19 protein-coding genes are annotated in these 21064 nt (G+C 74.2%); 8 read left to right on the top strand and 11 right to left on the bottom strand.

Annotated features, from left to right (window positions below; translation table 11 throughout):
- Positions 1–4: 4 nt before the first annotated feature.
- Genes ACZ6PY_RS28095 through ACZ6PY_RS28085 form a run of 3 tightly spaced genes read right to left on the bottom strand, consistent with a single transcriptional unit; the run spans position 5 to position 3598 of the window.
- Positions 5–1339: an FAD-dependent oxidoreductase gene (locus ACZ6PY_RS28095; protein ID WP_466077489.1), complete on the bottom strand. Its 1335-nt coding sequence runs from the start codon at positions 1337–1339 to the stop codon at positions 5–7.
- A gap of 55 nt (positions 1340–1394) precedes the next feature.
- Positions 1395–2702 carry a kynureninase gene (gene kynU / locus ACZ6PY_RS28090; protein ID WP_466077486.1) on the bottom strand — a complete coding sequence of 436 codons (1308 nt, stop codon included), beginning with the start codon at positions 2700–2702 and terminating at the stop codon, positions 1395–1397.
- Positions 2703–2713: 11 nt separating this feature from the next.
- Entirely contained in the window at positions 2714–3598 is an 885-nt protein-coding gene (locus ACZ6PY_RS28085) for a tryptophan 2,3-dioxygenase (protein ID WP_466077483.1), read from the bottom strand.
- Between the two features lie 142 nt (positions 3599–3740).
- Here ACZ6PY_RS28085 and ACZ6PY_RS28080 point away from each other — a divergent pair, with 142 nt between their 5' ends.
- The 3 genes from ACZ6PY_RS28080 to ACZ6PY_RS28070 all read left to right on the top strand — a co-directional run bounded on the left by ACZ6PY_RS28080 (position 3741) and on the right by ACZ6PY_RS28070 (position 5698).
- Complete coding sequence (locus ACZ6PY_RS28080) at positions 3741–4211, top strand: Lrp/AsnC family transcriptional regulator (protein WP_313718609.1); 471 nt, start codon at positions 3741–3743, stop codon at positions 4209–4211.
- A gap of 91 nt (positions 4212–4302) precedes the next feature.
- Positions 4303–4812, top strand: a complete 510-nt coding sequence (locus tag ACZ6PY_RS28075) for a hypothetical protein (RefSeq protein WP_466077479.1) — start codon at positions 4303–4305, stop codon at positions 4810–4812.
- Positions 4813–4825: 13 nt separating this feature from the next.
- The gene (locus tag ACZ6PY_RS28070; RefSeq protein ID WP_466077476.1) at positions 4826–5698 is read left to right on the top strand and encodes a class F sortase; all 873 of its coding nucleotides are present in this window, start codon (positions 4826–4828) and stop codon (positions 5696–5698) included.
- Between the two features lie 9 nt (positions 5699–5707).
- Here ACZ6PY_RS28070 and ACZ6PY_RS28065 read toward each other — a convergent pair whose 3' ends face one another.
- The gene (locus tag ACZ6PY_RS28065) at positions 5708–6247 is read right to left on the bottom strand and encodes an HNH endonuclease (RefSeq protein ID WP_313718606.1); all 540 of its coding nucleotides are present in this window, start codon (positions 6245–6247) and stop codon (positions 5708–5710) included.
- A gap of 269 nt (positions 6248–6516) precedes the next feature.
- Here ACZ6PY_RS28065 and ACZ6PY_RS28060 point away from each other — a divergent pair, with 269 nt between their 5' ends.
- The 3 genes from ACZ6PY_RS28060 (at position 6517) to ACZ6PY_RS28050 (ending at position 9682) form a co-directional block, all read left to right on the top strand.
- Positions 6517–7581, top strand: a complete 1065-nt coding sequence (locus ACZ6PY_RS28060; RefSeq protein WP_466077586.1) for a mechanosensitive ion channel family protein — start codon at positions 6517–6519, stop codon at positions 7579–7581.
- A gap of 249 nt (positions 7582–7830) precedes the next feature.
- On the top strand, positions 7831–9213 hold the full coding sequence (locus tag ACZ6PY_RS28055) for an MFS transporter (RefSeq protein WP_466077473.1): 1383 nt from the start codon (positions 7831–7833) through the stop codon (positions 9211–9213).
- 49 nt (positions 9214–9262) lie between these two features.
- Complete coding sequence (locus tag ACZ6PY_RS28050) at positions 9263–9682, top strand: globin (RefSeq protein WP_466077470.1); 420 nt, start codon at positions 9263–9265, stop codon at positions 9680–9682.
- Between the two features lie 40 nt (positions 9683–9722).
- Here ACZ6PY_RS28050 and ACZ6PY_RS28045 read toward each other — a convergent pair whose 3' ends face one another.
- From ACZ6PY_RS28045 to ettA, 4 genes are all read right to left on the bottom strand, one after another.
- Entirely contained in the window at positions 9723–10310 is a 588-nt protein-coding gene (locus ACZ6PY_RS28045) for a type III secretion system chaperone family protein (protein ID WP_466077468.1), read from the bottom strand.
- 131 nt (positions 10311–10441) lie between these two features.
- A complete protein-coding gene (locus ACZ6PY_RS28040) occupies positions 10442–11110 on the bottom strand; it encodes a DUF8185 domain-containing protein (RefSeq protein WP_466077465.1) in 669 nt (222 codons plus the stop codon).
- Positions 11107–11550 carry an acyl-CoA thioesterase gene (locus ACZ6PY_RS28035; RefSeq protein WP_466077462.1) on the bottom strand — a complete coding sequence of 148 codons (444 nt, stop codon included), beginning with the start codon at positions 11548–11550 and terminating at the stop codon, positions 11107–11109. The genes ACZ6PY_RS28040 and ACZ6PY_RS28035 overlap by 4 nt, the downstream gene beginning before the upstream one ends.
- Positions 11543–13219: an energy-dependent translational throttle protein EttA gene (gene ettA / locus ACZ6PY_RS28030; protein ID WP_466077459.1), complete on the bottom strand. Its 1677-nt coding sequence runs from the start codon at positions 13217–13219 to the stop codon at positions 11543–11545. Before ettA ends, ACZ6PY_RS28035 begins: the two co-directional genes overlap by 8 nt.
- A 307-nt stretch (positions 13220–13526) precedes the next feature.
- On the opposite strand from ettA, the gene ACZ6PY_RS28025 reads away from it, so the two are divergent.
- Positions 13527–14927: an alpha,alpha-trehalose-phosphate synthase (UDP-forming) gene (locus tag ACZ6PY_RS28025; protein WP_091269672.1), complete on the top strand. Its 1401-nt coding sequence runs from the start codon at positions 13527–13529 to the stop codon at positions 14925–14927.
- Positions 14928–14962: 35 nt separating this feature from the next.
- Positions 14963–17524 (top strand): trehalose-phosphatase, encoded by a 2562-nt coding sequence (otsB, locus tag ACZ6PY_RS28020; RefSeq protein ID WP_466077583.1) that lies wholly within the window; start codon positions 14963–14965, stop codon positions 17522–17524.
- Between the two features lie 55 nt (positions 17525–17579).
- Here otsB and cobA read toward each other — a convergent pair whose 3' ends face one another.
- The 3 genes from cobA to cobC are packed head-to-tail and all read right to left on the bottom strand — an operon-like array spanning position 17580 to position 21008.
- Positions 17580–18803 carry a uroporphyrinogen-III C-methyltransferase gene (cobA, locus tag ACZ6PY_RS28015; RefSeq protein ID WP_466077457.1) on the bottom strand — a complete coding sequence of 408 codons (1224 nt, stop codon included), beginning with the start codon at positions 18801–18803 and terminating at the stop codon, positions 17580–17582.
- A gap of 52 nt (positions 18804–18855) precedes the next feature.
- Positions 18856–19926 (bottom strand): nicotinate-nucleotide--dimethylbenzimidazole phosphoribosyltransferase, encoded by a 1071-nt coding sequence (cobT, locus tag ACZ6PY_RS28010; protein ID WP_466077580.1) that lies wholly within the window; start codon positions 19924–19926, stop codon positions 18856–18858.
- Positions 19926–21008: an Rv2231c family pyridoxal phosphate-dependent protein CobC gene (gene cobC / locus ACZ6PY_RS28005; protein WP_466077454.1), complete on the bottom strand. Its 1083-nt coding sequence runs from the start codon at positions 21006–21008 to the stop codon at positions 19926–19928. The genes cobT and cobC overlap by 1 nt, the downstream gene beginning before the upstream one ends.
- Positions 21009–21064 lie beyond the last annotated feature (56 nt).

The raw sequence follows: 21064 nt of genomic DNA, 5'->3' as shown, positions 1-21064 counted from the left end.
AGGGTCATCCTCGCCTCCCTCGGCCGAGCGCCACCGCCACCCCGGCCAGCGCCGCCACCGCACCGGCGGCCACCGCCCCCACCATCCCGTACTGGCGGCGCACCCGGCGGCGCACCTCGGCGTACGGGGTGGTGGAGAAGGAGACCAGCTCGTACTGCGAGACGTAGCGGCCGGGCAGGGCGCGCTCCAGCGCGTGCTCGATCTTCTTGCGGGTCTGGAACACCGGCGAGGCGACCTTGTCCCGCATCTCCACGAAGTTGGCCAGCGCCATCCGGGCGATCGCCTCGGCGTTGGCCTGCCGGCGGTGCTGGAACAGCGGCAGCGCCGACGCCCAGCGGTCGTCGCACTCGTCCAGGCAGCGGTCCAGCTCGACCACGTCCTCGAAGGCGCAGTTCGCGCCCTGGCCGTAGAACGGGACGATGGCGTGCGCCGCGTCGCCGAGCAGGCCCACCCGGCCGTCGAGCTGCCACGGGGTGCAGCGGACCGTGCCGAGCACCCCGACCGGGTTGTGCTGGTAGTCGTCGACCAGGTTCGGGGCGAGCGGGACCAGGTCCGGGTAGTGGGTGGCGAAGTACCGCTCGATGGCGGCCGGGCTGCCCAGCGAGGCGAAGCTCTGCGTGCCGTGGGTCGGCCAGAACAGGGTGCAGGTGAAGGAGCGGTCCGGGTTGGGCAGCGCGATCATCATCGAGGTGCCGCGCGGCCAGATGTGCAGCGCGCCCGGGTCCAGCGCGAACTCGCCGCCGATCGGCGGGATGGTGAGTTCCTTGTATCCGTAGTCGAGGAAGTCGAGGCTCTCGCTCACCGCCCCGTACGCGAGGAGTTGCCCGCGCACGGCGGAGCCGGCGCCGTCGGCGCCGAGCACCACCGACGCGGTCTCGCCGACCTTGCCCTGCGGGGTCTCGAAGGTCATCTCACCGGTGGCGGGGTCGAGCCCGACGAGCCGGTGGTCGAAGGCGATCCGCACACCCGGCAGCGCGGCGGCGGCGTCGAGCAGCGCGTTGTTCAGCGCGCCCCGGCTGATCGAGTTGATCGCCCGGTCGCCCGAGACGCTGTACGACTGGAACTGCGGCTCGCCCTCCACCGGGTGGATCATCCGGCCGCGCATCGGCAGCGCGTCGGTCATCACCTGGTGGTCCAGGCCGATGCGGCGCAGCGCGTCCAGGCCGCGCTCGGAGAGCGCCAGGTTGATCGAGCGGCCCCGCTCGACCCTCCCGGTGCGCGGGTCCGGCCGCCGCTCGTAGAGGGCGACCGGGTAGCCGCGCCGGGCCAGGAAGCAGGCCAGCAGGCAACCGGCCAGGCCGGCCCCGACGACCGCGACCTCCTCGCGTTCGACACTCACTGCGCCTCCTTCGTTCGCGACTGTGCGGCTCGCGAACCCGGCTCACTCCCCGCGCTCACCGATCCACCTCCACCGTCGCGGCCAGCGCGTCGGCGACCCGCCAGCAGTCGTGGTACGTCGAGTAGAGCGGCACGGGCGCGAACCGCACGATGTCGGGCTCCCGGGCGTCGGCGATCACGCCGTGCTCGTGCCGCAGCCGCTTGGTCAGCTCGTTGGCGCTGCCCGCGCCGATCCGCACGGAGAGCTGGCAGCCCCGGCGGGCCGGGTCGCGCGGGGTGACCACGGTCAGCGGCCGGTCGGCCGTCACCTCGTCGAGCAGCCGCTCCAGGTAGCCGGTGAGCCGGAGGCTGCGCTCGCGCAGCGCGGGCATGCCGACCGCGTCGAACAGCTCCAGCGAGGTGCGCACCGGGCCCATCGCGAAGATCGGGGGGTTGGAGATCTGCCACGCCTCGACGGTGGCGGGCGGCCGGGACACCGGGGTCATCTCGAACCGGGTGGCCGCCTCGGTGCTCCACCAGCCCTCGAAGCGCGGCAGTGCGGGGTCGCCGAGGTGGCGCTCGTGGACGAAGACGCCGCCGAGGGCGCCGGGCCCGGAGTTCAGGTACTTGTAGGAGCACCAGGCGGCGAAGTCGACGTCCCAGTCGTGCAGGGCGAGGGGCACGTTGCCGGCCGCGTGCGCCAGGTCCCAGCCCACGACCGCACCGGCCGCCCGCCCGGCGGCGGTGATCGCCGGGATGTCCATCAGCTCGCCGGTCAGGTAGTTGACCCCGCCGAGCAGCAGCAGCGCCACGGTGTGCCCCTCGGCGGCCAGGAAGTCCAGGACGTCCTCGGTCCGCAGGGTGTCCTCGCCGGTACGCGGCCGGAGGCGGACGACGGCGGTGTCCGGGTCGAGGCCGTGGAACCGCGCCTGGCTGCGCACCGCGTAGCTGTCCGAGGGGAAGGCGCTGTCCTCGATGACGATCCGGGTCCGCTCCCCCGCCGGCCGGTAGAAGCTCACCATGAGCAGGTGCAGGTTGACCGTGAGGGAGTTCATCACCACGGTCTCCGCGGGGCGGGCGCCGACCAGTCGCGCGGCCGGCGCGGTCAGGAGCTCGTGGTACGGCAGCCAGGGCCGCTCCGCCTCCAGGTGCCCCTCCACGCCCAGCCGCCGCCAGGCGTCCAGGTCGGCGAGGAGCTCCTCCCGGGTGGCCCGCGGTTGCAGGCCGAGCGAGTTGCCGGCCAGGTACGCCACCTCGGGGTAGCGCCCGCCCTCGGCCGGCGGCACGAGGAAGAGGTGCCGGTGGCCGGGGTCGGCGGCGTCGAGCGCCCGCGCTTCGGCTTCGGCGCCGCCGAAGCCCGGCGCCTCGGTTTCGGTGTTCCGCACGGTTCCTCCGGTCACATCGCGGTTCGGGCCGACCACAGCTCCGGGAAGACCACCCGGGCCATGCTCCGCTGCAACCAGGCCAGCCCGGCGGAGCCGCCGCTGCCGACCTTGGCGCCCATCGAGCGCTGCACGGCCTTGACATGGTGCCAGCGCCAGTCGCCGAACCCCTCGGCCACCTCGCTCAGTGCCTCGCCGAGCAGGCGCAGGTGGTTGTCGGGGCCGCCGTCGGCGTAGATCCGCACCCAGGCCGCCTCGACGGCCGGGTGCGGCTCGTGCTCGGTCGTCACATCCCGGTCCAGCAGGTCGGCGGGCAGCTCGAAGCCGCGCCGGGCGAGCAGCGCCACCACGTCGTCCCAGAGGCTCGGCGTGGCCAGTGCGGCGGTCAGCTCGGCGTGCACCTCGGTCTGCCGGCGGAACGGGCGGATCAGCGCCGGGTCGCGCAGGCCGAGCAGGAACTCCAGCTGCCGGTACATGGCCGACTGGAAGCCGGAGCCCTCGCCGAGCCGGTCGCGGAAGCGGTTGAAGTCGGCCGGCGTCATCCAGCGCAGCCCCTGCCAGGCGGCGTTGAGCCCCTCGATGTGCAGGGCGGCGCGGCGCAGCGGGGGCAGGGCGTCCCAGATCCGGTTGGCCCGCAGCTCGCGCTGGACGTGCCGCAGCTCGTGGCAGGTCAGCTTGAAGTACAGCTCCATGATCTGGCTGACCATCAGGAAGGACATCTCGCCGGGGTCGTCGCTGAGCGGCTGCTGGAGCTGGTGCAGCGTGCTCGCGTGCACGTAGGCGTCGTAGGGCACCCGGTCGGCGAACTCCAGGGTGGGTTTGCCACCGTTGCGCGCCGCCCGGGCCGCCCGCTGCTGCGGGGTGGCCGGCCGCACCGCTGTCGTCTGTTCCACCGTCATCTCCCTCCGTACGCCGGGGTAGACGACATGATGCCGCTGGTTGATCCGCGAATGGAATGCCTGTTCGACGGCGCTACGGTGGTCTCACCTGTCGCGTCGAAGGCATCTCCGCCCCTCGACTTCACGGAAGAAAGGTCACCGCGTGGACGAGATGGACTGGGCCCTGCTCCGCGAACTCCAGGCCGACGCCCGGCTCTCCTACAGCGAGCTGTCCCGCCGGGTGCACCTGTCCCCGCCCGCCGTGGCCGAGCGGGTGCGGCGGCTGGAGGAGTCCGGGGTGATCACCGGCTACCACGCGCACGTGGACCTGACCCGGGCCGGCCGGACCGTGCTCGCGCTGATCCGGATGTCCTGCTACGGGTCCCGGTGCATCCTGAACGACCCCGCCGTGGCGGACTGGCCGGAGATCATGGAGATCCACCGGATCACCGGCGACGCGTGCAGCATGCTCAAGGTGGCCGCGGGCACGATGGGCGAGTTCGAGGGGGTCATCGACCGGCTCGCCCCGTACGGCCAGCCGTCGAGCACCATGGTGCTCTCCACCCCGCTGGACTGGCACCCGGTCACCCCGCTCCCGCCGCCCGGGGCGTCCCCTACCGGCCGGCGCCGCTGATCCGCCCCGGGTTTGCCCCCGCGTCAGGGGGAATGCAGCCCGCGCTGCCCGTCAGCAGGATTCCGGTGCGCCGCACCGGAAGGGGGGAATCATGCGAGGGCTCCTGTCACACCGCGCGCTCTGGGCCGTCCTGGGCCTTCTCGGCCTGGTCGCGGCGTTCGTCCTGAGCACCGCCGCTCCGGCCCGCGCCGGGGAGAACGTCTTCGTCGAGGTGACGCCGAACAGCGTCCAGGCCGGCTCCCGGGTGAGCATCCGGGCCAGCTGCGACGGCAACAACGACCGGCAGGCCCAGGTCACCTCGGACGCCTTCGGGCGGGTGATGCTCCGGCCGGACAACGGCTTCCTCACCGGAGCGGTCACCATTCCCGGCAACAAGGCGCCCGGTGACTACCCGGTGAACCTGGACTGCTCCAACGGGAAGACCGCCTCGACCATGCTCACCGTGCTGAACATGGCCCAGCCGAGCAAGGGTCCGGCGACCGGTGGCGGTGGCACGGCGGGCGGCCGGGGCGCCGGCTCGCTGCTGCTGGTCGGCGGCCTGGTCGCGGTGGCCGTGGTGGCCGGGGTGGGCGCCCGCCGCAAGTCCGGCAGCCGCGTCTGACGGGGGTGCGGCCATGGCCCGCTCACCGCGCCGCCACGACCGCACCGGTCCCGGGCCGGACCCGCGCCGGGCCGCCGGCGCCGCCCGCCGGGGCCCGCACCGGACCGGCTCCCGGGTCGCCGACGGGCTGCGGCTCGTGTCCCGCGCCGCACGCCGGTTCACCCGCGCCGCCGGCCACGCCTTCTCGGCCAGCGTCACCACCGCGGACCCGCAGGCCCGCCCGGTGGCGCCCGCACGGCAGGCCACGGCCGCCGGCCGCTGGCGGTACGCCGCGCAGCGCGGCCCCGGCGTCCCGGTGCTGGTGGTCGCGGCGCTGATGGCGACGATCGTGGCGATGCTCGGCGTGGAGCGGCTGACCGGTATCAGCGTGCTGCCGGAGCAGCTCACCGCGGGCCTGCGCCCGCCGCCGAAGAAGTTCCCGGTGCTGTCCGGCAGCCCGCCGACCGACCTGACGATCGGCAAGATCGACCTGCGGGCGCCGGTGCACCGGGTCGGCATCGCCCCGGACGGCAGCATCGCGGTGCCGGACGTCGGCCGGGCCGGCGAGGTCGGCTGGTACGAGCAGGGACCGACCCCCGGGCAGTACGGCCCGGCCGTCCTCGTCGGGCACGTCGACACCACCACCGGGCCGGCCGTCTTCCACGACCTCAAGGACCTGGACGACGGCGACCGGATCGAGGTGACCCGGCAGGACCACTCGGTGGCCGTCTTCGAGGTGACCTCGATCGAGCGGTACGGCAAGGAGCGGCTGCCCGTGCGCGAGGTCTACGGCGACTTCAGCCGCCCCAACCTGCGGCTGATCACCTGCGGCGGACGCTGGGTGGGCGGCGAGACCGGGTACGCGGACAACCTGGTGGTCTACGCCTCGCTGGTGAAGGCACGCTGAGGGGGCCGTTCAGGCCGCCTCGGGCTCCGGCTCGCGCAGGTCGAGCCAGTCCGCCCAGCGGGGGTCGGGCGCCCGGTGGCCGAGCACCCGCCAGGCCGTGCCCTTCGGGGCGGCCGGGAGGCTGTGCAGCCGCCACCCCAGCTCGGCCGGCGTCTTGTCGCCCTTGGTGTGGTTGCAGCGGGCGCAGGCGGCGACCACGTTCTCCCAGGCGTGCCGGCCGCCCCGGCTGCGGGGGAAGACGTGGTCGATGGTCTCCGCCGGGCCGCGGCAGTAGGCGCAGCGCCAGCCGTCCCGGGCGAAGATCGCCCGCCGGGAGAGCCCGACGTGGGTGCGGTAGGGGACCCGGACGTAGCGGGTCAACCGGACCACCGAGGGGACCGGGAGCGCGTTGCGCGCGCTGTGCAGGATGCCCTCGCCGTCGGCCACGCAGACGGCCTTGGCGGAGAGCACGAGGATCGCCGCGCGACGCACCGACACGACACACAGGGGCTCGTAGGTGGCGTTGAGAACGAGTGCACCGGAGCCCGCCGTGGGTCGTATGTCAGGCATCGCGCTCACCCTCCCGGTCCAGCCGCTCCGGCCACCATGACGCCGGGCGCGCCCCGCGGGCAGCGGGGAACGACACCGACGCCGGCCGGATCACCGACGTCCGTTGCGCCAATAGTCCCTGATCGCGCCCCGGATTGCACGCACTAATCCGGGGTACCCTCATGAAGCTTTCTCCGTCCGTGCCAGGATGACCGGTTCCGCCCCGCATGATCGGTCCGCCGCCCCGCCGGCCGCGGCCGGGGCGGGTCGCCAGCGGGCGCCCAGCGGTGTTGCGGTACGAAGGCAGGGTGAGTCTCTCCGACCTGATCGCCACCGTGTTGTCCGCCGTTTCCGACCGGCGCCCGGACTGCCAGGGCAGCAGCTCCTGCGAGTGGGTGTACAAGGTCACCAACTCCGCCTGGTTCGCCGAGAGCAGCTACTGGATCCTGCTGAAGCCGCTGCGGATCGTGCTGATCCTGCTGCTGGCCGTGGCCGCCCGGTGGGCCCTGCACCGCACCATCAACCGGCTGGTCCGGACCACCACCGAGGGCGCGGTGCCCACCATGCTCCGCCCGCTGCGTGAGCGGATCCCCAGTGCCACGCTCGAACCGGACCAGTTCGTGCCCGAGCGGCGGCGGCAGCGCGCCGAGGCGATCGGCTCGGTGCTGCGCAGCATGGTCACCGCGTTCATCTTCGGCATCGCCCTGCTCATGGTGCTCAAGGAGTTCAGCTTCGACCTGGCCCCGCTGCTGGCCAGCGCCGGCATCGCCGGCGTGGCCCTCGGCTTCGGCGCGCAGAGTCTGGTCAAGGACCTGATCGCCGGCCTGTTCATGCTCATCGAGGATCAGTACGGCGTCGGCGACACCGTCGACCTGGGCGAGGCGACCGGCGTGGTGGAGGCGGTGGGCCTGCGGGTCACCACGGTCCGCGACGGCCGCGGGGTGCTCTGGTACATCCGCAACGGCGAGATCATCCGGGTGGGCAACAAGAGCCAGGGCTGGGCCCTCGTCGTGGTCGACCTGCCGATCGGCTTCGCCGGCACCGAGGACGCCACCGCGGTGCTGCGGACGGCGGCCGCCTCGGTCGCGCTGGACCCCGAGCTGGCGCCGCAGATCGTCGAGGAGCCGGAGGTGCTCGGCGTCGAGCAGATGACGGTCGACGGCGCGGTGATCCGCACCGTGGTGAAGACCACCGCCGACGGGCAGTTCGCGGTCGGCCGCGAGTTGCGCCGCCGGCTCGCCGAGGCACTGGAGAACTCGGGCATCACGGCGCGGATCGCCGCGGCGCGGCTCTATCCCGGCCTGCCGACCCGCGCCCCGGGCGGGGGCGAGACGGGCACCGGCGGGGCCACCTGACCCGCGTCACCGGTCGGCTCGACGGGCCCGACGAAATTCCGGGGTCGCGCGCCGCGCGGCCCCTCGGGTATCGTCCGTTCGTTCAGTCGGAGATGTGACGATCAATCCGTTCACCCTAGCCAGTTGTCAGACGATCGGGCAGAATCCGGTGAACACGCTCCCCAGGGGAGCGTGCTGGTGTCCTCGCTGATCCGTAGATCTGACGACGGTTTCCAGGTCGGACCATCACGAGTGGTCGACCCGGAAACGATGGAGGCGACGGTGTCCGACGAGCGACCCGCCCCGGAGGGGCCGGCCACTTTCCGCGACGTTTTCAGCCTCGCGGAGTTCCGGGTCCTCTTCACGGCAAGCGCTCTGTCCTGGATCGGTGACTACGTCGCGAAGGCGGCGGTGACCGTCCTCGTCTACCGGCAGACCGACTCGGTGGCGCTGTCCGCCGCCGCGTTCGCGGCGAGCTACCTGCCCTGGCTGGTCGGCGGTCCGCTGCTCTCCGCGCTCGCCGAGCGCTACCGGTACCGGCAGGTCATGGTGGCCTGCGACGTGGTCCGGATGCTCCTCATGGTGCTGGTCGCCCTGCCCGGCATGCCGCCCTGGGCGGTCCTCGCCCTGATCTTCGCCGCCACGCTGGCCAACCCGCCGAGCCAGGCCGCCCGGTCCGCGCTGATGCCCCAGATCCTCGCCGGCGACCGGCTGGTGGTCGGCCTGTCGGTCTCGGTGAGCAGCGGGCAGGCCGCCCAGGTCCTCGGCTACCTGCTCGGGGCGGCGGTGGCCGCGGTCAATCCGGCCGCCGCGCTGCTGATCAACGCGGCCACCTTCGGCGTCTCCGCGGCGCTCGTCCGCTTCGGCCTGCGGGACCGGCCGCCGGCCATGACCGAGGCGCACCGCAGCCACCTGCTGCGGGAGACCGCGGAGGGCTTCCGGCTCGTCTTCGGCCGCCCGGTGCTGCGCGCCATCGCCGTGCTGGTGTTCAGCGCGATGGTCTTCTCGATCGTCCCGGAGGGGCTCGCCGCGGCGTGGGCCGCCGAGCGGGCCGGGGACGGCATGGACACCGGCACCGCCCAGGCGGTCATCATGGCTGCCAACCCGGTCGGGTACGTGCTCGGCGGGCTCGCCGTCGGGCGGTTCGTCGGCCCGGCCCGCCGGCTGACCCTGATGCGTCCGCTGGCGGTGATCGCCCCGGCAGTGCTGGTCCCGGCGCTGCTCGACCCGCCGCCGGTCGTGGTGGCGCTCCTCGCCGCCGCGTGCGGCTTCGCGGTGGCGGGGCTCATCCCGGTCGCCAACGGGCTCTTCGTCCAGGCGCTGCCGGAGGGCTACCGGGCCCGGGCCTTCGGTGTGATGGCCAGCGGCACCCAGATCATCCAGGGCGCCGCCGTGCTGGCCACCGGGGCGCTCGCCGAGCGGTTCGCGATTCCCTCGGTGGTCGGCGCGTGGAGCGCCGCCGGCGTGCTGCTGATGCTCCTCGCGGTGCTCACCTGGCCGCGCCCGGCCACCGTCGAGGCGGCCGTCGCGGCCGCCCGGGCGGAGTCCGCCGCCACGGCCGCCCGTGACGAGAGCGGCGGGCACACCCCGGGCCGGGGCGTGGCGGGCGAGCGGCCCGGCGACCGCGGCCGGCGCCGGCACGCGGTGACCTGACTCCCGCCGGGAGGTGGGCGTTGGGCCGCCCCGGGCGGCACCTGGCAGGATGGATGGCGTGACTTCCCCAGGCGAGTCGATGACCCTCTTCGAGGCGATCGGCGGCGAACCCGCCTTCCGCAAGCTGGTGGACGAGTTCTACGCCGGTGTCGCCACCGACCCGCTGCTGCGGCCCATGTACCCGGAGGAGGACCTCGGCCCCGCGGCCGACCGGCTGACCCTCTTCCTCATCCAGTACTGGGGTGGCCCACACACCTACTCGGAGCAGCGTGGCCACCCGCGGCTGCGGATGCGGCACGCATCGTTCCGGATCGGCGCGGTCGAGCGGGACGCCTGGCTGCACCACATGCGCCGGGCGGTGGACCGGCTGGACCTGCCTCCGCAGCTCGCCGCCGCGCTCTGGGACTACCTGGAGCGGGCCGCCTACTTCATGGTGAACGTGATGGAGGACCCGGCGGCCGAGGGCTGACCGGACGGCGGCGGCGGGCCGGAGCGGGCCCGGCGGCGTCTCAGAGCAGGGCGCCCTCGTCGTGCAGCCAGTCGACGAAGGTGGTGGCCACCGCGGCGCCGCAGTCGAGCATCTCGACCAGCAGCGCGTCGTGGGTGCCGGCACCGAGCGGGACCTGGAGCTCCGCGTAGATGGGCAGCTGGCCGCGTTCGGTCGGGTCGCCGATGTAGGCCTTGCAGAACCGCCGGGTGTGGTTCCACTCGTTGACCACCCGGTAGGCGCGGTCGGCCCAGTCCGGCGGGACCGTCGCGTGTGGGCGGGCCCGCATCACCAGGATCTCGTCCTCGGGGCCCTCCAGGGTGACCAGCACCGCGTGCCGCTCCCACATGGCCAGCAGGTTCCCGTCGCCGTCGGCCAGGTAGCGCACGTCGAGCAGGTCGAGCGCGTCGCAGACCCGGCGGAGGGTGACCGGGGCGACGGTTGCCGGCATGTCGGCGATCACCTGCCGCTCGGCGGCCGCCGCGTCGTCCGCCGGCTGACGGGGGGTCGGTGGCCCGACCCGGACGGTGTCATCCACTGTGATCCCGCTTCGAGTTTCCGGGTCGCCGCCGCCTCCGGCGGGACCTGGGCGCCATGACCACCACGGCATCGCTCGCGCACCTCACTCCCCAGCGGATCCAGCCGCCTACGGTGCGTTGGATCCGAGGATGGACGGTACCCGGACAGCCGGCAGGAGGCATCCCCCCAACGGCCGCCCCAAACCGGAAGAACGACCAGGGGTCATCCGTTCGGATGAACTCCGATAGGCGTCAGCGCCAGGTCCGCGACCTTCCGCGACCAGGCCGCTCCGTACGGTCCGACGAGCCCGACCCAACGGCCGGCGACCCGTACCTGAACGTCGCCGGCGCCGAGGAAGCCCATCCGGACCAGCCCCTGCACCAGCCGCTGCGGCACCTCCACCGGCGCGTCCGGCGCCTCGTCGGGGGTCACCACCACCGCGACGTGGTCCAGCAGCGCGTCCCGCAGCGCCCGCTGGCCCACCGCCCGGCCCGCCACGCCGTGGGTGGCCGCCTCGCGCAGCGTCCCCGCCGCCGCGGCGGCGATCCGCTGGACCTCGGTGGCGGGCAGCGCCTCCACCGGCCGGCTGGCCGCCGGCGGCAGCGGCCAGCGCCACCCGTCGTCCCGGCGCCGGGGCAGCGCGTCGCCACCCGCCGACAGCTCCGCCAGCAGTTCCCCCGCCGCCACCGTGACGTCGCCCGGCGCCGTGCCCGGGACGGTCCGGACCACGAGCACGTCCCACGGCAGCCGGGCCCACAGGGCGGTGCGCCCGGCACCCGGCACCGGCCGGAGCCGGACCAGGGTGCCCGGGTCCAGCCGGACCAGGCGGGCCAGGAAGGCGCCCGCGTCGGGCACCCCACCCAGCCCGTGCCCGGTGGCCGCCGTGCTCATCCGGGCAGCCCCGGCGCGTACCGGAGCAGGAAGGCCCGCTCGTCCGCGGAGATCCGGCGCGGCCGCTGCGCGGTCAGGTCGAACGGGACCAGCACCGAGCGCGCCCGGCTGGCCAGCACGTCGCGGTCGTAGAGCTCGTAGGCGATCGTGAAGGAGGCCGCCCGGATCTCCTCCACCCACAGCTCGATCCGCACCGTCGGGGCCGCCTCCGCGGTGGCCCGGCCCAGGGCGTAGTCGACCGGGCGCAGGTAGTCGACCTCGTGCCGGCGGATGACCACCCCGTCGGCGAACGAGCCCACCCCCCACGCCCGGCCGCCGGCGAACATCATCGCCACCCGCGCCTCCTCGTAGAGCGTGAGGAAGCGGGCGTTGTTGACGTGGCCGTACGCGTCCAGGTCGGACCAGCGCAGCGCGCAGTCGTAGACGAACCGGTCAGTCACGGGTGAGCTTGCGGTACGTCACCCGGTGCGGCCGGGCGGCCTCCGCGCCGAGTCGGTCGATCTTGTTCTTCTCGTAGGCCTCGAAGTTGCCCTCGAACCAGAACCACCGTGCCGGGTTCTGGTCGTCGCCCTCCCAGGCCAGGATGTGCGTAGCCACGCGGTCGAGGAACATCCGGTCGTGGGAGATGACCACGGCACAGCCGGGGAACTCCAGCAGCGCGTTCTCCAGGCTGCCGAGCGTCTCGACGTCGAGGTCGTTGGTCGGCTCGTCGAGCAGGATGACGTTGCCGCCGATCTTGAGGGTCAGCGCCAGGTTGAGCCGGTTGCGCTCGCCGCCGGAGAGCACCTTGGTCGGCTTCTGCTGGTCCGGGCCCTTGAAGCCGAACGCGGCGATGTACGCCCGGGACGGCATCTCGACCTTGCCCACGAGGAGGTGGTCCAGCCCGTCGGAGACCGTCTCCCAGACCGTCTTGTCCCCCGCCAGGCCGGCCCGGCTCTGGTCGACGTACGACAGGGAGACCGTCTCGCCGACGCGCACCGAGCCGCCGGTCGGCTCCTCCAGGCCCACGATGGTCTTGAACAGGGTGGTCTTGCCGACGCCGTTCGGGCCGATCACGCCGACGATGCCGTTACGCGGCAGCGAGAAGCTCAGGTTGTCGATCAGCACCCGGTCGCCGAACGCCTTGACGAGGTCCTTGACCTCGATCACGGTGTTGCCCAGGCGCGGGCCCGGCGGGATCTGGATCTCCTCGAAGTCCAGCTTGCGGGTCTGCTCGGCCGCGGTGGCCATCTCCTCGTAGCGGTCGAGGCGGGCCTTGGACTTGGTCTGCCGGGCCTTGGCGTTGGAGCGGACCCACTCCAGCTCCTCGTCGAGGCGCTTCTTCATCTTGGCGTCGCGCCGGCCCTCGACCGCCATCCGGGCGGCCTTCTTCTCCAGGTAGGTGGAGTAGTTGCCCTCGTACGGGTAGGTCCGGCCGCGGTCCAGCTCCAGGATCCAGTTGGCCACGTTGTCGAGGAAGTACCGGTCGTGGGTGATGGCGATCACCGTGCCGGCGTACTTGGCGAGGTGCTGCTCCAGCCACTGCACGCTCTCCGCGTCCAGGTGGTTGGTGGGCTCGTCGAGCAGCAGCAGGTCCGGCGCCTCCAGCAGCAGCTTGCACAGCGCCACCCGGCGGCGCTCACCGCCGGAGAGCTGGGTCACGTCGGCGTCCGGCGGGGGGCAGCGCAGCGCGTCCATGGCCAGTTCGAGCTTGGAGTCGACGTCCCAGGCGTCGGCGTGGTCGAGCTCCTCCTGGAGCTTGCCCATCTCCTCCATCAGCTCGTCGGAGTAGTCGGTCGCCATCTGCTCGGCGATCTTGTTGAACCGCTCCAGCTTGGCCTTGGTCTCGGCGACCGCCTCCTCGATGTTGCCGAGGACGGTCTTGGCGTCGTTGAGCGCCGGCTCCTGGGCCAGCATCCCCACGGTGTAGCCGGGCATGAGCCGGGCCTCGCCGTTGCTCGGCTGGTCCCAACCTGCCATGATCTTGAGGAGGCTGGACTTACCGGCGCCGTTCGGACCGACCACACCGATCTTGGCCCCCGGCAGGAAGTTCAGCGTCACGTTGTCGAGCACGACCTTGTCGCCGTGCGCCTTGCGCGCCTTTTCCAGGACGTAGATGAACTGGGCCACGGTGCGGGCTACCTCCGTCGGTTGCGATCGCGAGCTACGGGCGCGGGCGCGGGCTGCGAGGTCCGCCGGCCGCCGCCGGCCGGGGCCGGCCGCGCGCACGCCATCGTCAATCCTGACAGGTACGCCCCGGTCCGCCCACATCACCCCGCCCCCGAGTGCGCGGCGCGCCGCCGCTGTCGACAAGATCACGATGTGGATTCGGCGCTTCCGGGACGGGTAGGGAACTCCGGCACGGGGCAACAGAGGCCGCAGCTACGCTCAGTACGCTCAGCGCGGTGGACCCGTCAGCAACCGGAGGTGGCCGATCGTGACCGTCCGTAGCTCCTTTGTCGTTGTGGCGAACCGACTGCCGGTCGACGAGGTGAGCACACCCGAAGGGCGGCAGTGGCGTCGCAGCCCGGGCGGCCTGGTGACCGCGCTGCACCCGGTCCTCGCCGAGCACCAGGGCACCTGGGTGGGCTGGGCCGGCGGCACCGGCGCCGCCCCCGAGCCCTTCGACCTGGAGGGGATCCGGCTGCACCCGGTGCCGCTGAGCGCCGAGGAGCTGGAGCGCTACTACGAGGGGCAGTCGAACGCGACCATCTGGCCGCTCTACCACGACGCCGTCGAGACCCCCGCCTACAAGCGGCGCTGGCGCGAGGCGTACCGCCTGGTCAACGCCCGGTTCGCGGAGGCCGCGGCGGACGTGGCGGCCGAGGGCGCCACGGTCTGGGTGCAGGACTACCAGCTCCAGCTCGTGCCCGCGATGCTGCGCGAGCTGCGGCCGGATCTGCGGATCGGGTTCTTCCTGCACATCCCGTTCCCGCCGATCGAGCTGTTCATGCAGATGCCGTTCCGCACCGAGATCCTGCGCGGCCTGCTCGGCGCCGACCTGGTCGGCTTCCAGCAGCGGCTGGCGGCCCAGAACTTCGTCCGGCTGGCCCGGCACCTGCTCGGCCTCCGCTACGAGGGGCAGATGATCCAGGTCGACGGCCGGCAGGTGAAGGCCGGCGCGTTCCCCATCTCGATCGACACCCGGGAGATGGAGCGGCTGGCCGAGGACCCGGCGATCCAGGCCCGGGCCAAGCAGATCCGCGAGGAGCTGGGCAACCCCAAGACGATCATCCTGGGCGTGGACCGGCTCGACTACACCAAGGGCATCGAGCTCCGGCTGAAGGCCTTCCGCGAACTCCTCGCTGACGGAAAGTTGACAGTCCCCGACGCGGTCATGGTGCAGGTCGCCACACCGAGCCGCGAGCGCGTGGAGCACTACCAGGCACTTCGGGTGAAGGTCGAGCGCGAGGTCGGCCGGATTAATGGTGAATTCGGACGGGTCGGCGTGCCGGCGGTGCATTATCTGCATCAGTCGTACAGTCGCTCCGAACTCGCCGCGATGTACGTCGCGGCAGACGTGATGATGGTGACCCCGCTGCGAGACGGAATGAATCTGGTGGCCAAGGAGTACGTCGCATCGCGCGCCGACCAGGGCGGCGCGCTCGTGCTCAGTGAGTTCGCCGGCGCCGCCACCGAGCTGCGCCAGGCGTTCCTGTGCAACCCGCACGACCCCGACGCGGTCAAGGACGCGCTGCTGCGCGCCGTGCACGTCGAGAAACCCGAGGCCCGCCGCCGGATGCGGATAATGCAACGCCACCTGCGCAGCCACGACGTGGGCCACTGGGCCAAGTCCTTCCTGACCGAACTGGGCGTGCCCGATGCGGAGGCGGCGTGAGCTCCTCTGCCGCCACCACTCCGCCCGGCGGGGTGATGGATCCCGAGCTGCGCGCCGCGATCGGCCGCATCGCCCGGGTCCCCCAGCTCCTGGTCGCCTGCGACTACGACGGCACCCTGGCTCCGATCGTCGAGGACCCGAGCAAGGCCGTGCCGCTGCCGGAGTCGGTGGCCGCGGTCCGGGCTCTCGCGTCCCTGCCGCAGACCAGCGTCGCCGTGGTCTCCGGCCGCGCGCTGCGTGACCTGGCCACGCTCTCCCGGCTGCCCAGCGAGGTGCACCTGGTCGGCAGCCACGGCTCGGAGTTCGACATCGGCTTCGTCGAGCGGCTGACGCCGGAGCTGATCGCGGTCCGCCACCGGCTCCGCAACGAGCTGCGCGAGATCGCCGCGGCCCACCCGGGCATCCGCCTGGAGCGCAAGCCGGCAAGCGTCGCGGTGCACACCCGCGGGGTGGACCCGCAGATCGCCGCCGCGGCCATCGAGGCGGTCCGCAGCGGCCCCGCCACCTGGGCGGACGTCACCGTCACCCAGGGCAAGGAGGTCATCGAGCTGTCGGTGGTGGCGACCCACAAGGGCACCGCCGTCGACCAGCTCCGCACCCAGCTCGCGGCCAGCGCGGTGCTGTTCATCGGCGACGACGTCACCGACGAGAACGCCTTCGGCAACCTGCACGGGCCGGACGTCGGCATCAAGATCGGCCCGGGCGACACCCGGGCCGACTTCCGGGTGGCCGAGCCCATCGAGGCGGCCCGGGCGCTGGGCCTGCTGCTGGAGACCCGGCGGCACTGGCTCTTCGGCGAGCGGGCGGTGCCGATCGAGCGGCACTCGATGCTGGCCAACGGCCGCACGGTCGCGCTGGTCACCCCCGAGGCCAAGATCACCTGGCTGTGCCACCCGAAGCCGGACTCCGCGGCCATCTTCGCCGACCTGGTCGGCGGCAGCCCGGCCGGGCACTTCACGGTCGGCCCCCAGCGGGGTGGCATCCCGCTCGGCCAGCGTTACCGCAGCAACACCATGACGGTGGAGACCCGCTGGTCCGGCCTGACCGTGACCGACTGGCTGGACCTGCCGGCGAGGGAGACCACGCCCGACGACCCGGCGGTCGTCACCGGCGACTCGACGCTGGTCCGCGTGCTCAGCGGCAGCGGGCGGGCCCGGATCGAGTTCGCCCCGCGCCCCGAGTTCGGCCAGGTCGCCGTGCAGCTCCAGCCGCTGGACGACGGGCTGCTGGTGCTCGGCTCCAACGAGCCGGTGGCCCTCTACTCGCCGGGCGTCGAGTGGGAGGTCACCAACGACGCCGGCTACGAGACCGCCAAGGCCGTCGTGGACCTGTCCGCCGCCGGCGGACAGGTGGTGCTGGAGCTGCGCTTCGGCACCCAGAGCCTGGAACACCACCGGGTGCCGATCCACGAGCGGCAGGCCGCCGCCGAGCAGCCCTGGAAGGACTGGGTGGCCTCGCTGCGGCTGCCCGGCACGGCCCGGGACCTGGTGGCCCGCAGCGCGCTCACCCTGCGCGGGCTCTGCCACGAGCCGACCGGCTCGATCCTCGCCGCGGCGACCACCTCGCTCCCCGAGGAGCTGGGCGGCGTCCGCAACTGGGACTACCGCTACTGCTGGCTGCGCGACGCGGCCATGACCGCCCGCGCGCTCGTCGACCTCGGCTCCACCGAGGAGGCGGAAGGCCTGCTGCGCTGGGTCGACGGCGTCATCGACCGCACCGGCGGGCACCCGGAGCGGCTGCACCCGCTCTACACGGTCGACGGCTACGAGCTGGGGGCCGAGGCGGTCATCGACACCCTGCCCGGCTACGCCGGCTCCCGGCCGGTCCGGGTCGGCAACCTCGCCAACCACCAGCTCCAGCTCGACGTCTTCGGGCCGGTCGCGGACCTGATCGCCGCGGTGGCCGACGCCCGGGGCTCGGTCCGCGACGACGAGTGGCGGGTGCTGGAGAACATGGTCGAGGCGGTCCGCCGCCGCTGGCACGAGCCCGACCACGGCATCTGGGAGGCCCGCCTCCCGCCCCGGCACCACGTCTTCTCCAAGGTCATGCTCTGGATGACCGTCGACCGGGCGCTGCACGTGGTGCGGCAGCACGGCGGCGAGGACCGGCCGGAGTGGGTCGAGCTGCGCGACCGGATCGCCGACAACGTGCTGGAGCACGGCTGGCACCCGGAGGCCGAGGCGTACAGCGTCGCCTACGGGTACGAGGAGATGGACGCCTCGTCGCTCTGGATCGGCATCTCGGGGCTGCTCGCCGGGGACGACCCGCGCTTCCTGTCCACGGTGCTGAAGATCGAGGCGGAGCTGCGCAGCGGACCGGTCGTCTACCGCTACCACTGGGACGACGGCCTGCCCGGCCGGGAGGGCGGCTTCCACATCTGCACGGCGTGGCTGATCGAGGCGTACCTGCGCACCGGCCGGCGCAGCGACGCGGAGGAGCTGTTCGCCCAGATGGTCGACACGGCCGGGCCGACCGGTCTGCTCCCCGAGCAGTACGACCCGCTGGCCGAGCGCGGGCTGGGCAACCACCCGCAGGCCTACAGCCACCTCGGGCTGATCCGCTGCGCCCTGATGCTGGACAACATGCTCAAGCAGTGACCTGACCGGCCACGGCGGCGGCCCGGGACCGGTTGGTCCCGGGCCGCTCGCGTGCTCAGGCGTCGAGGGCGCCGACGACGTCGCCGACCACGACGACGGCGGGTGGGCGCAGGCCGGCGGACGCCACGTCGGCGGCCACCGCGCCGAGGGTCGAGCGGAGGGCCCGCTGCCCGCCGGTGGTGCCCTCCTGGATCACCGCGGCCGGGGTGTCCGCCGGCCGGCCGTGCGCCACGAGGGCGGCGCTGATCGCCGCGAGGTTCTTCAGGCCCATGAGGATCACCAGGGTGCCGCGCAGGCCGGCGAGGGACTCCCACCGGACCAGGGAGTCGGGCGAGTCCGGCGCGACGTGCCCGGAGACCACGGTGAACTCGTGCGCCACGGCGCGGTGGGTGACCGGCACCCCGGCCGCCGCGGGCACCGAGATCGCGCTGGTCACCCCGGGCACCACGGTCACCGGCACGCCCGCCTCGGCGCAGGCCAGCAGTTCCTCGCCGCCCCGGCCGAAGACGTACGGGTCGCCACCCTTGAGCCGGACCACGACCTTCCCGGCCCGGGCGCGGTCCACCAGGATTCGGTTGATCTCCTCCTGGGCCCGCGCGGGCCCGTACGGGATCTTGGAGGCGTCGACCAGCTCGACGTCCGCCCGCAGCTCGTCGAGGAGCAGCCCGGGGACGAGCCGGTCGGCGACCACCACGTCCGCCTCGGTCAGCAGCCGCCAGCCCTTCACGGTGATCAGCTCGGGGTCGCCGGGGCCCGCCCCGACGAGCGCCACCCGCCCGCCGGCCGCGGCGGCGGGCACCTCCGCGGGCGCCAGCAGCGGGTCCGTCCGCGCACCCAGCAGCGCGCGGATCGCGTCCCGGACGTTCATGGCGCGGCGGGGGTCGCCGCCGCCGAGCACGGCCACGGTGACCGGGCCGTGCCGGGTCACCGCCGGGGTCCACGCGGTGGCGGCGGTCCGGTCGTCGGCGCGGACGCAGAAGATGCGCCGTTCGGCGGCGGCGGCGCTGACCGAGGCCGCGGCGATCCGGTCGTCCACCGCCACCTGGACCAGCCAGGCGCCGTCCAGGTCGGCCGGGGCGAACCGGCGCGGCTCCCAGTGCAGCCGGCCGGCGTCCACGTGCGCCCGCAGCGCCGGGGTCAGCTCCGGCGCCACCAGCAGGACGTCCGCCCCGGCGTCGAGCAGCGCGGGCACCCGCCGGGTGGCCACCGCTCCCCCGCCGACCACGACCACCCGCCGGCCGGCCAGCCGCAACCCGAGGGGGTACGGGTTGCCGCTCACGTCGTCGCCGTCCCGCTGCGACGGAACACGCTGAACCGGAGGTTGCGCCCGCTCACTTCTCGGCCACCCCCGCCGAGTCGAAGGTGGCGACCTCGTGCAGCACCCGGACCGCGCCCGTGACGACCGGGAGCGCGAGCAGCGCGCCCGTGCCCTCGCCGAGCCGCAGCCCGAGGTCGATCAGCGGGTCCAGCCCGAGGTGCCGCAGCGCGGCCGTGGCGCCCGGCTCGGCCGAGCGGTGCCCGGCGACCATCGCGCCGACCGCGTCCGGCGCGAACGCGGCGGCCGCCAGCGCGGCGCTGACCGCGATGACGCCGTCCAGCAGCACCGGGACGCGGCGCGCGGCGGCGCCGAGGATGAGCCCGGCGAGCGCGGCGTGCTCCAGGCCGCCGACCGCGGCCAGCACCCCGAGCGGGTCGGCCGGGTCGGGCGCGTGCCGGTCCAGCGCCGCCCGCACCACGCCGACCTTGCGGGCGTACGTCTCGTCGTCCACCCCGGTGCCCCGCCCGGTCGCCGCCGCCGGGTCGGCCCCGGTGAACGCGGCGATCAGCGCGGCGGCCGGGGTGGTGTTGCCGATGCCCATGTCCCCGGTGAGCAGGATGCCCGCCCCGGCGTCGACCAGTTCCCCGGCCACCCGGATGCCCACCTCCACGGCCGCGCGGGCCTCGTCGCGGGTGAGCGCGGCGGTGACCGTCAGGTCCCGGGTGCCGGGCCGCACGTTCGCGGCGACCAGGCGGGGGCCGGCCGGGTCGGGGGCGGGGTCGGCCGGGAGCGGGGTGGCCACACCGACGTCCACCACGGTGACCGAGGCGCCGGCCTGGCGGGCGAACGCGTTGACCACCGCGCCGCCGGCCAGGAAGTTGCCGATCATCTGGGCGGTGACCTCCTGCGGCCACGGGGTGACGCCCTGGGCGTGCACGCCGTGGTCGCCCGCGAAGATCGCCACCGCGGCGGGCTCGGGCAGCGGCGGCGGGCAGGTCCCGGCGAGGCCGGCGAGGCGTACGGAGAGCGGCTCCAGGGCGCCGAGCGAGCCGGCGGGCTTGGTCAGCCGGCCGTGGAGTTCGCGGGCCGCCGCCATGGCGGCCTCGTCGAGCGGCCGGATCGCCGCGACGGTGGACTCCAACATCATGCCTCCAGGATCTCCGCCAGCACGTCCGTGAAGGCGTCGGTCGTTGCCGGATCGCGCACCGCGATCCGCAGCCAGTCCGGGCCCAGCCCGGGGAAGGTGTCGCCGCGGCGGACCGCCCAGCCGCGCTCCCGCAGCCGCTCGCGCACGCCGGCGGCGCCGGCCAGGTGGACCAGGACGAAGGCGCTGGCGGGGCGGCCCACGACGCGTACCCCGGGCAGGCCGGACAGGCGGGCCACCAGGTGGTCGCGGTCGGCGGCGAGCCCGGCGGCGATGGCGCGCTCGGCCGCGGCGGCGGCCGGGGACGCGCAGGCCGTGGCGGCGGCGAGCGCCGGGGTGGAGACCGCCCAGAGCGGCTGGGCGGCGGCGAGCCGGGCGAGCAGCGCGGCGTCGCCGAGCAGGTAGCCGATCCGCAGCCCGGCCAGTCCCCAGGTCTTGGTGAGGCTGCGGACCACGACGAGACCGGGCAGGTCGCGGCGGCCGGCGAGGGACTCGGGCTCGCCGTCCACGCCGGGGGCCGCCGTGGTGTCGGCGAACGCCTCGTCGACCACGAGCACCCGGCCGGGGCGGGCCAGCGCGGCGAGCGCCCCGGCGGGGTGCAGCACGGAGGTGGGGTTGGTGGGGTTGCCGAGCAGCACCAGGTCGGCGTCGGCGGGCACCCGGGCCGGGTCGAGCCGGAAGTCGTCGGCCGGGTCGAGCAGCACCCGCTCGACGGTGTGGCCGGCGGCCCGCAGGGCGGCCTCCGGCTCGGTGAACTGCGGGTGGACCACCACCGGCCGCCGGGCCTCGCGCAGTGCCCGGGCGATCAGCACGAAGCCCTCGGCGGCGCCGGCGGTGAGGAGTACCTCCTCCGGGGGACGCCCGTGCCGGGCGGCGACGGCGGCCCGGGCCGGGCCGGGATCCGGGTACGCGGCGAGCGCGCCCATGGCGGCGACCAGCGGGTCGGCCAGCCAGTCCGGCATCGGGGCGCGGCGGACGTTGACCGCCAGGTCGACCAGACCGGGAGTGGCCTCGGCGTCCCCGTGGTGGCCGAGGTCGGGCTCGGCCGCCGCGGCGGCGGTCCCGATCAGCTGAGCACGCATGTCCGCGATCCTGCCGGGAAGCCGCCGCCCGGGACAGCGCATCCCGGCGTGGGCCG

This window comes from Micromonospora sp. NPDC048907 (assembly GCF_055586885.1).
The sequence above is the reverse complement of the archived record's forward strand: the minus strand, read 5'-3'. Positions and strand labels throughout refer to the sequence as shown.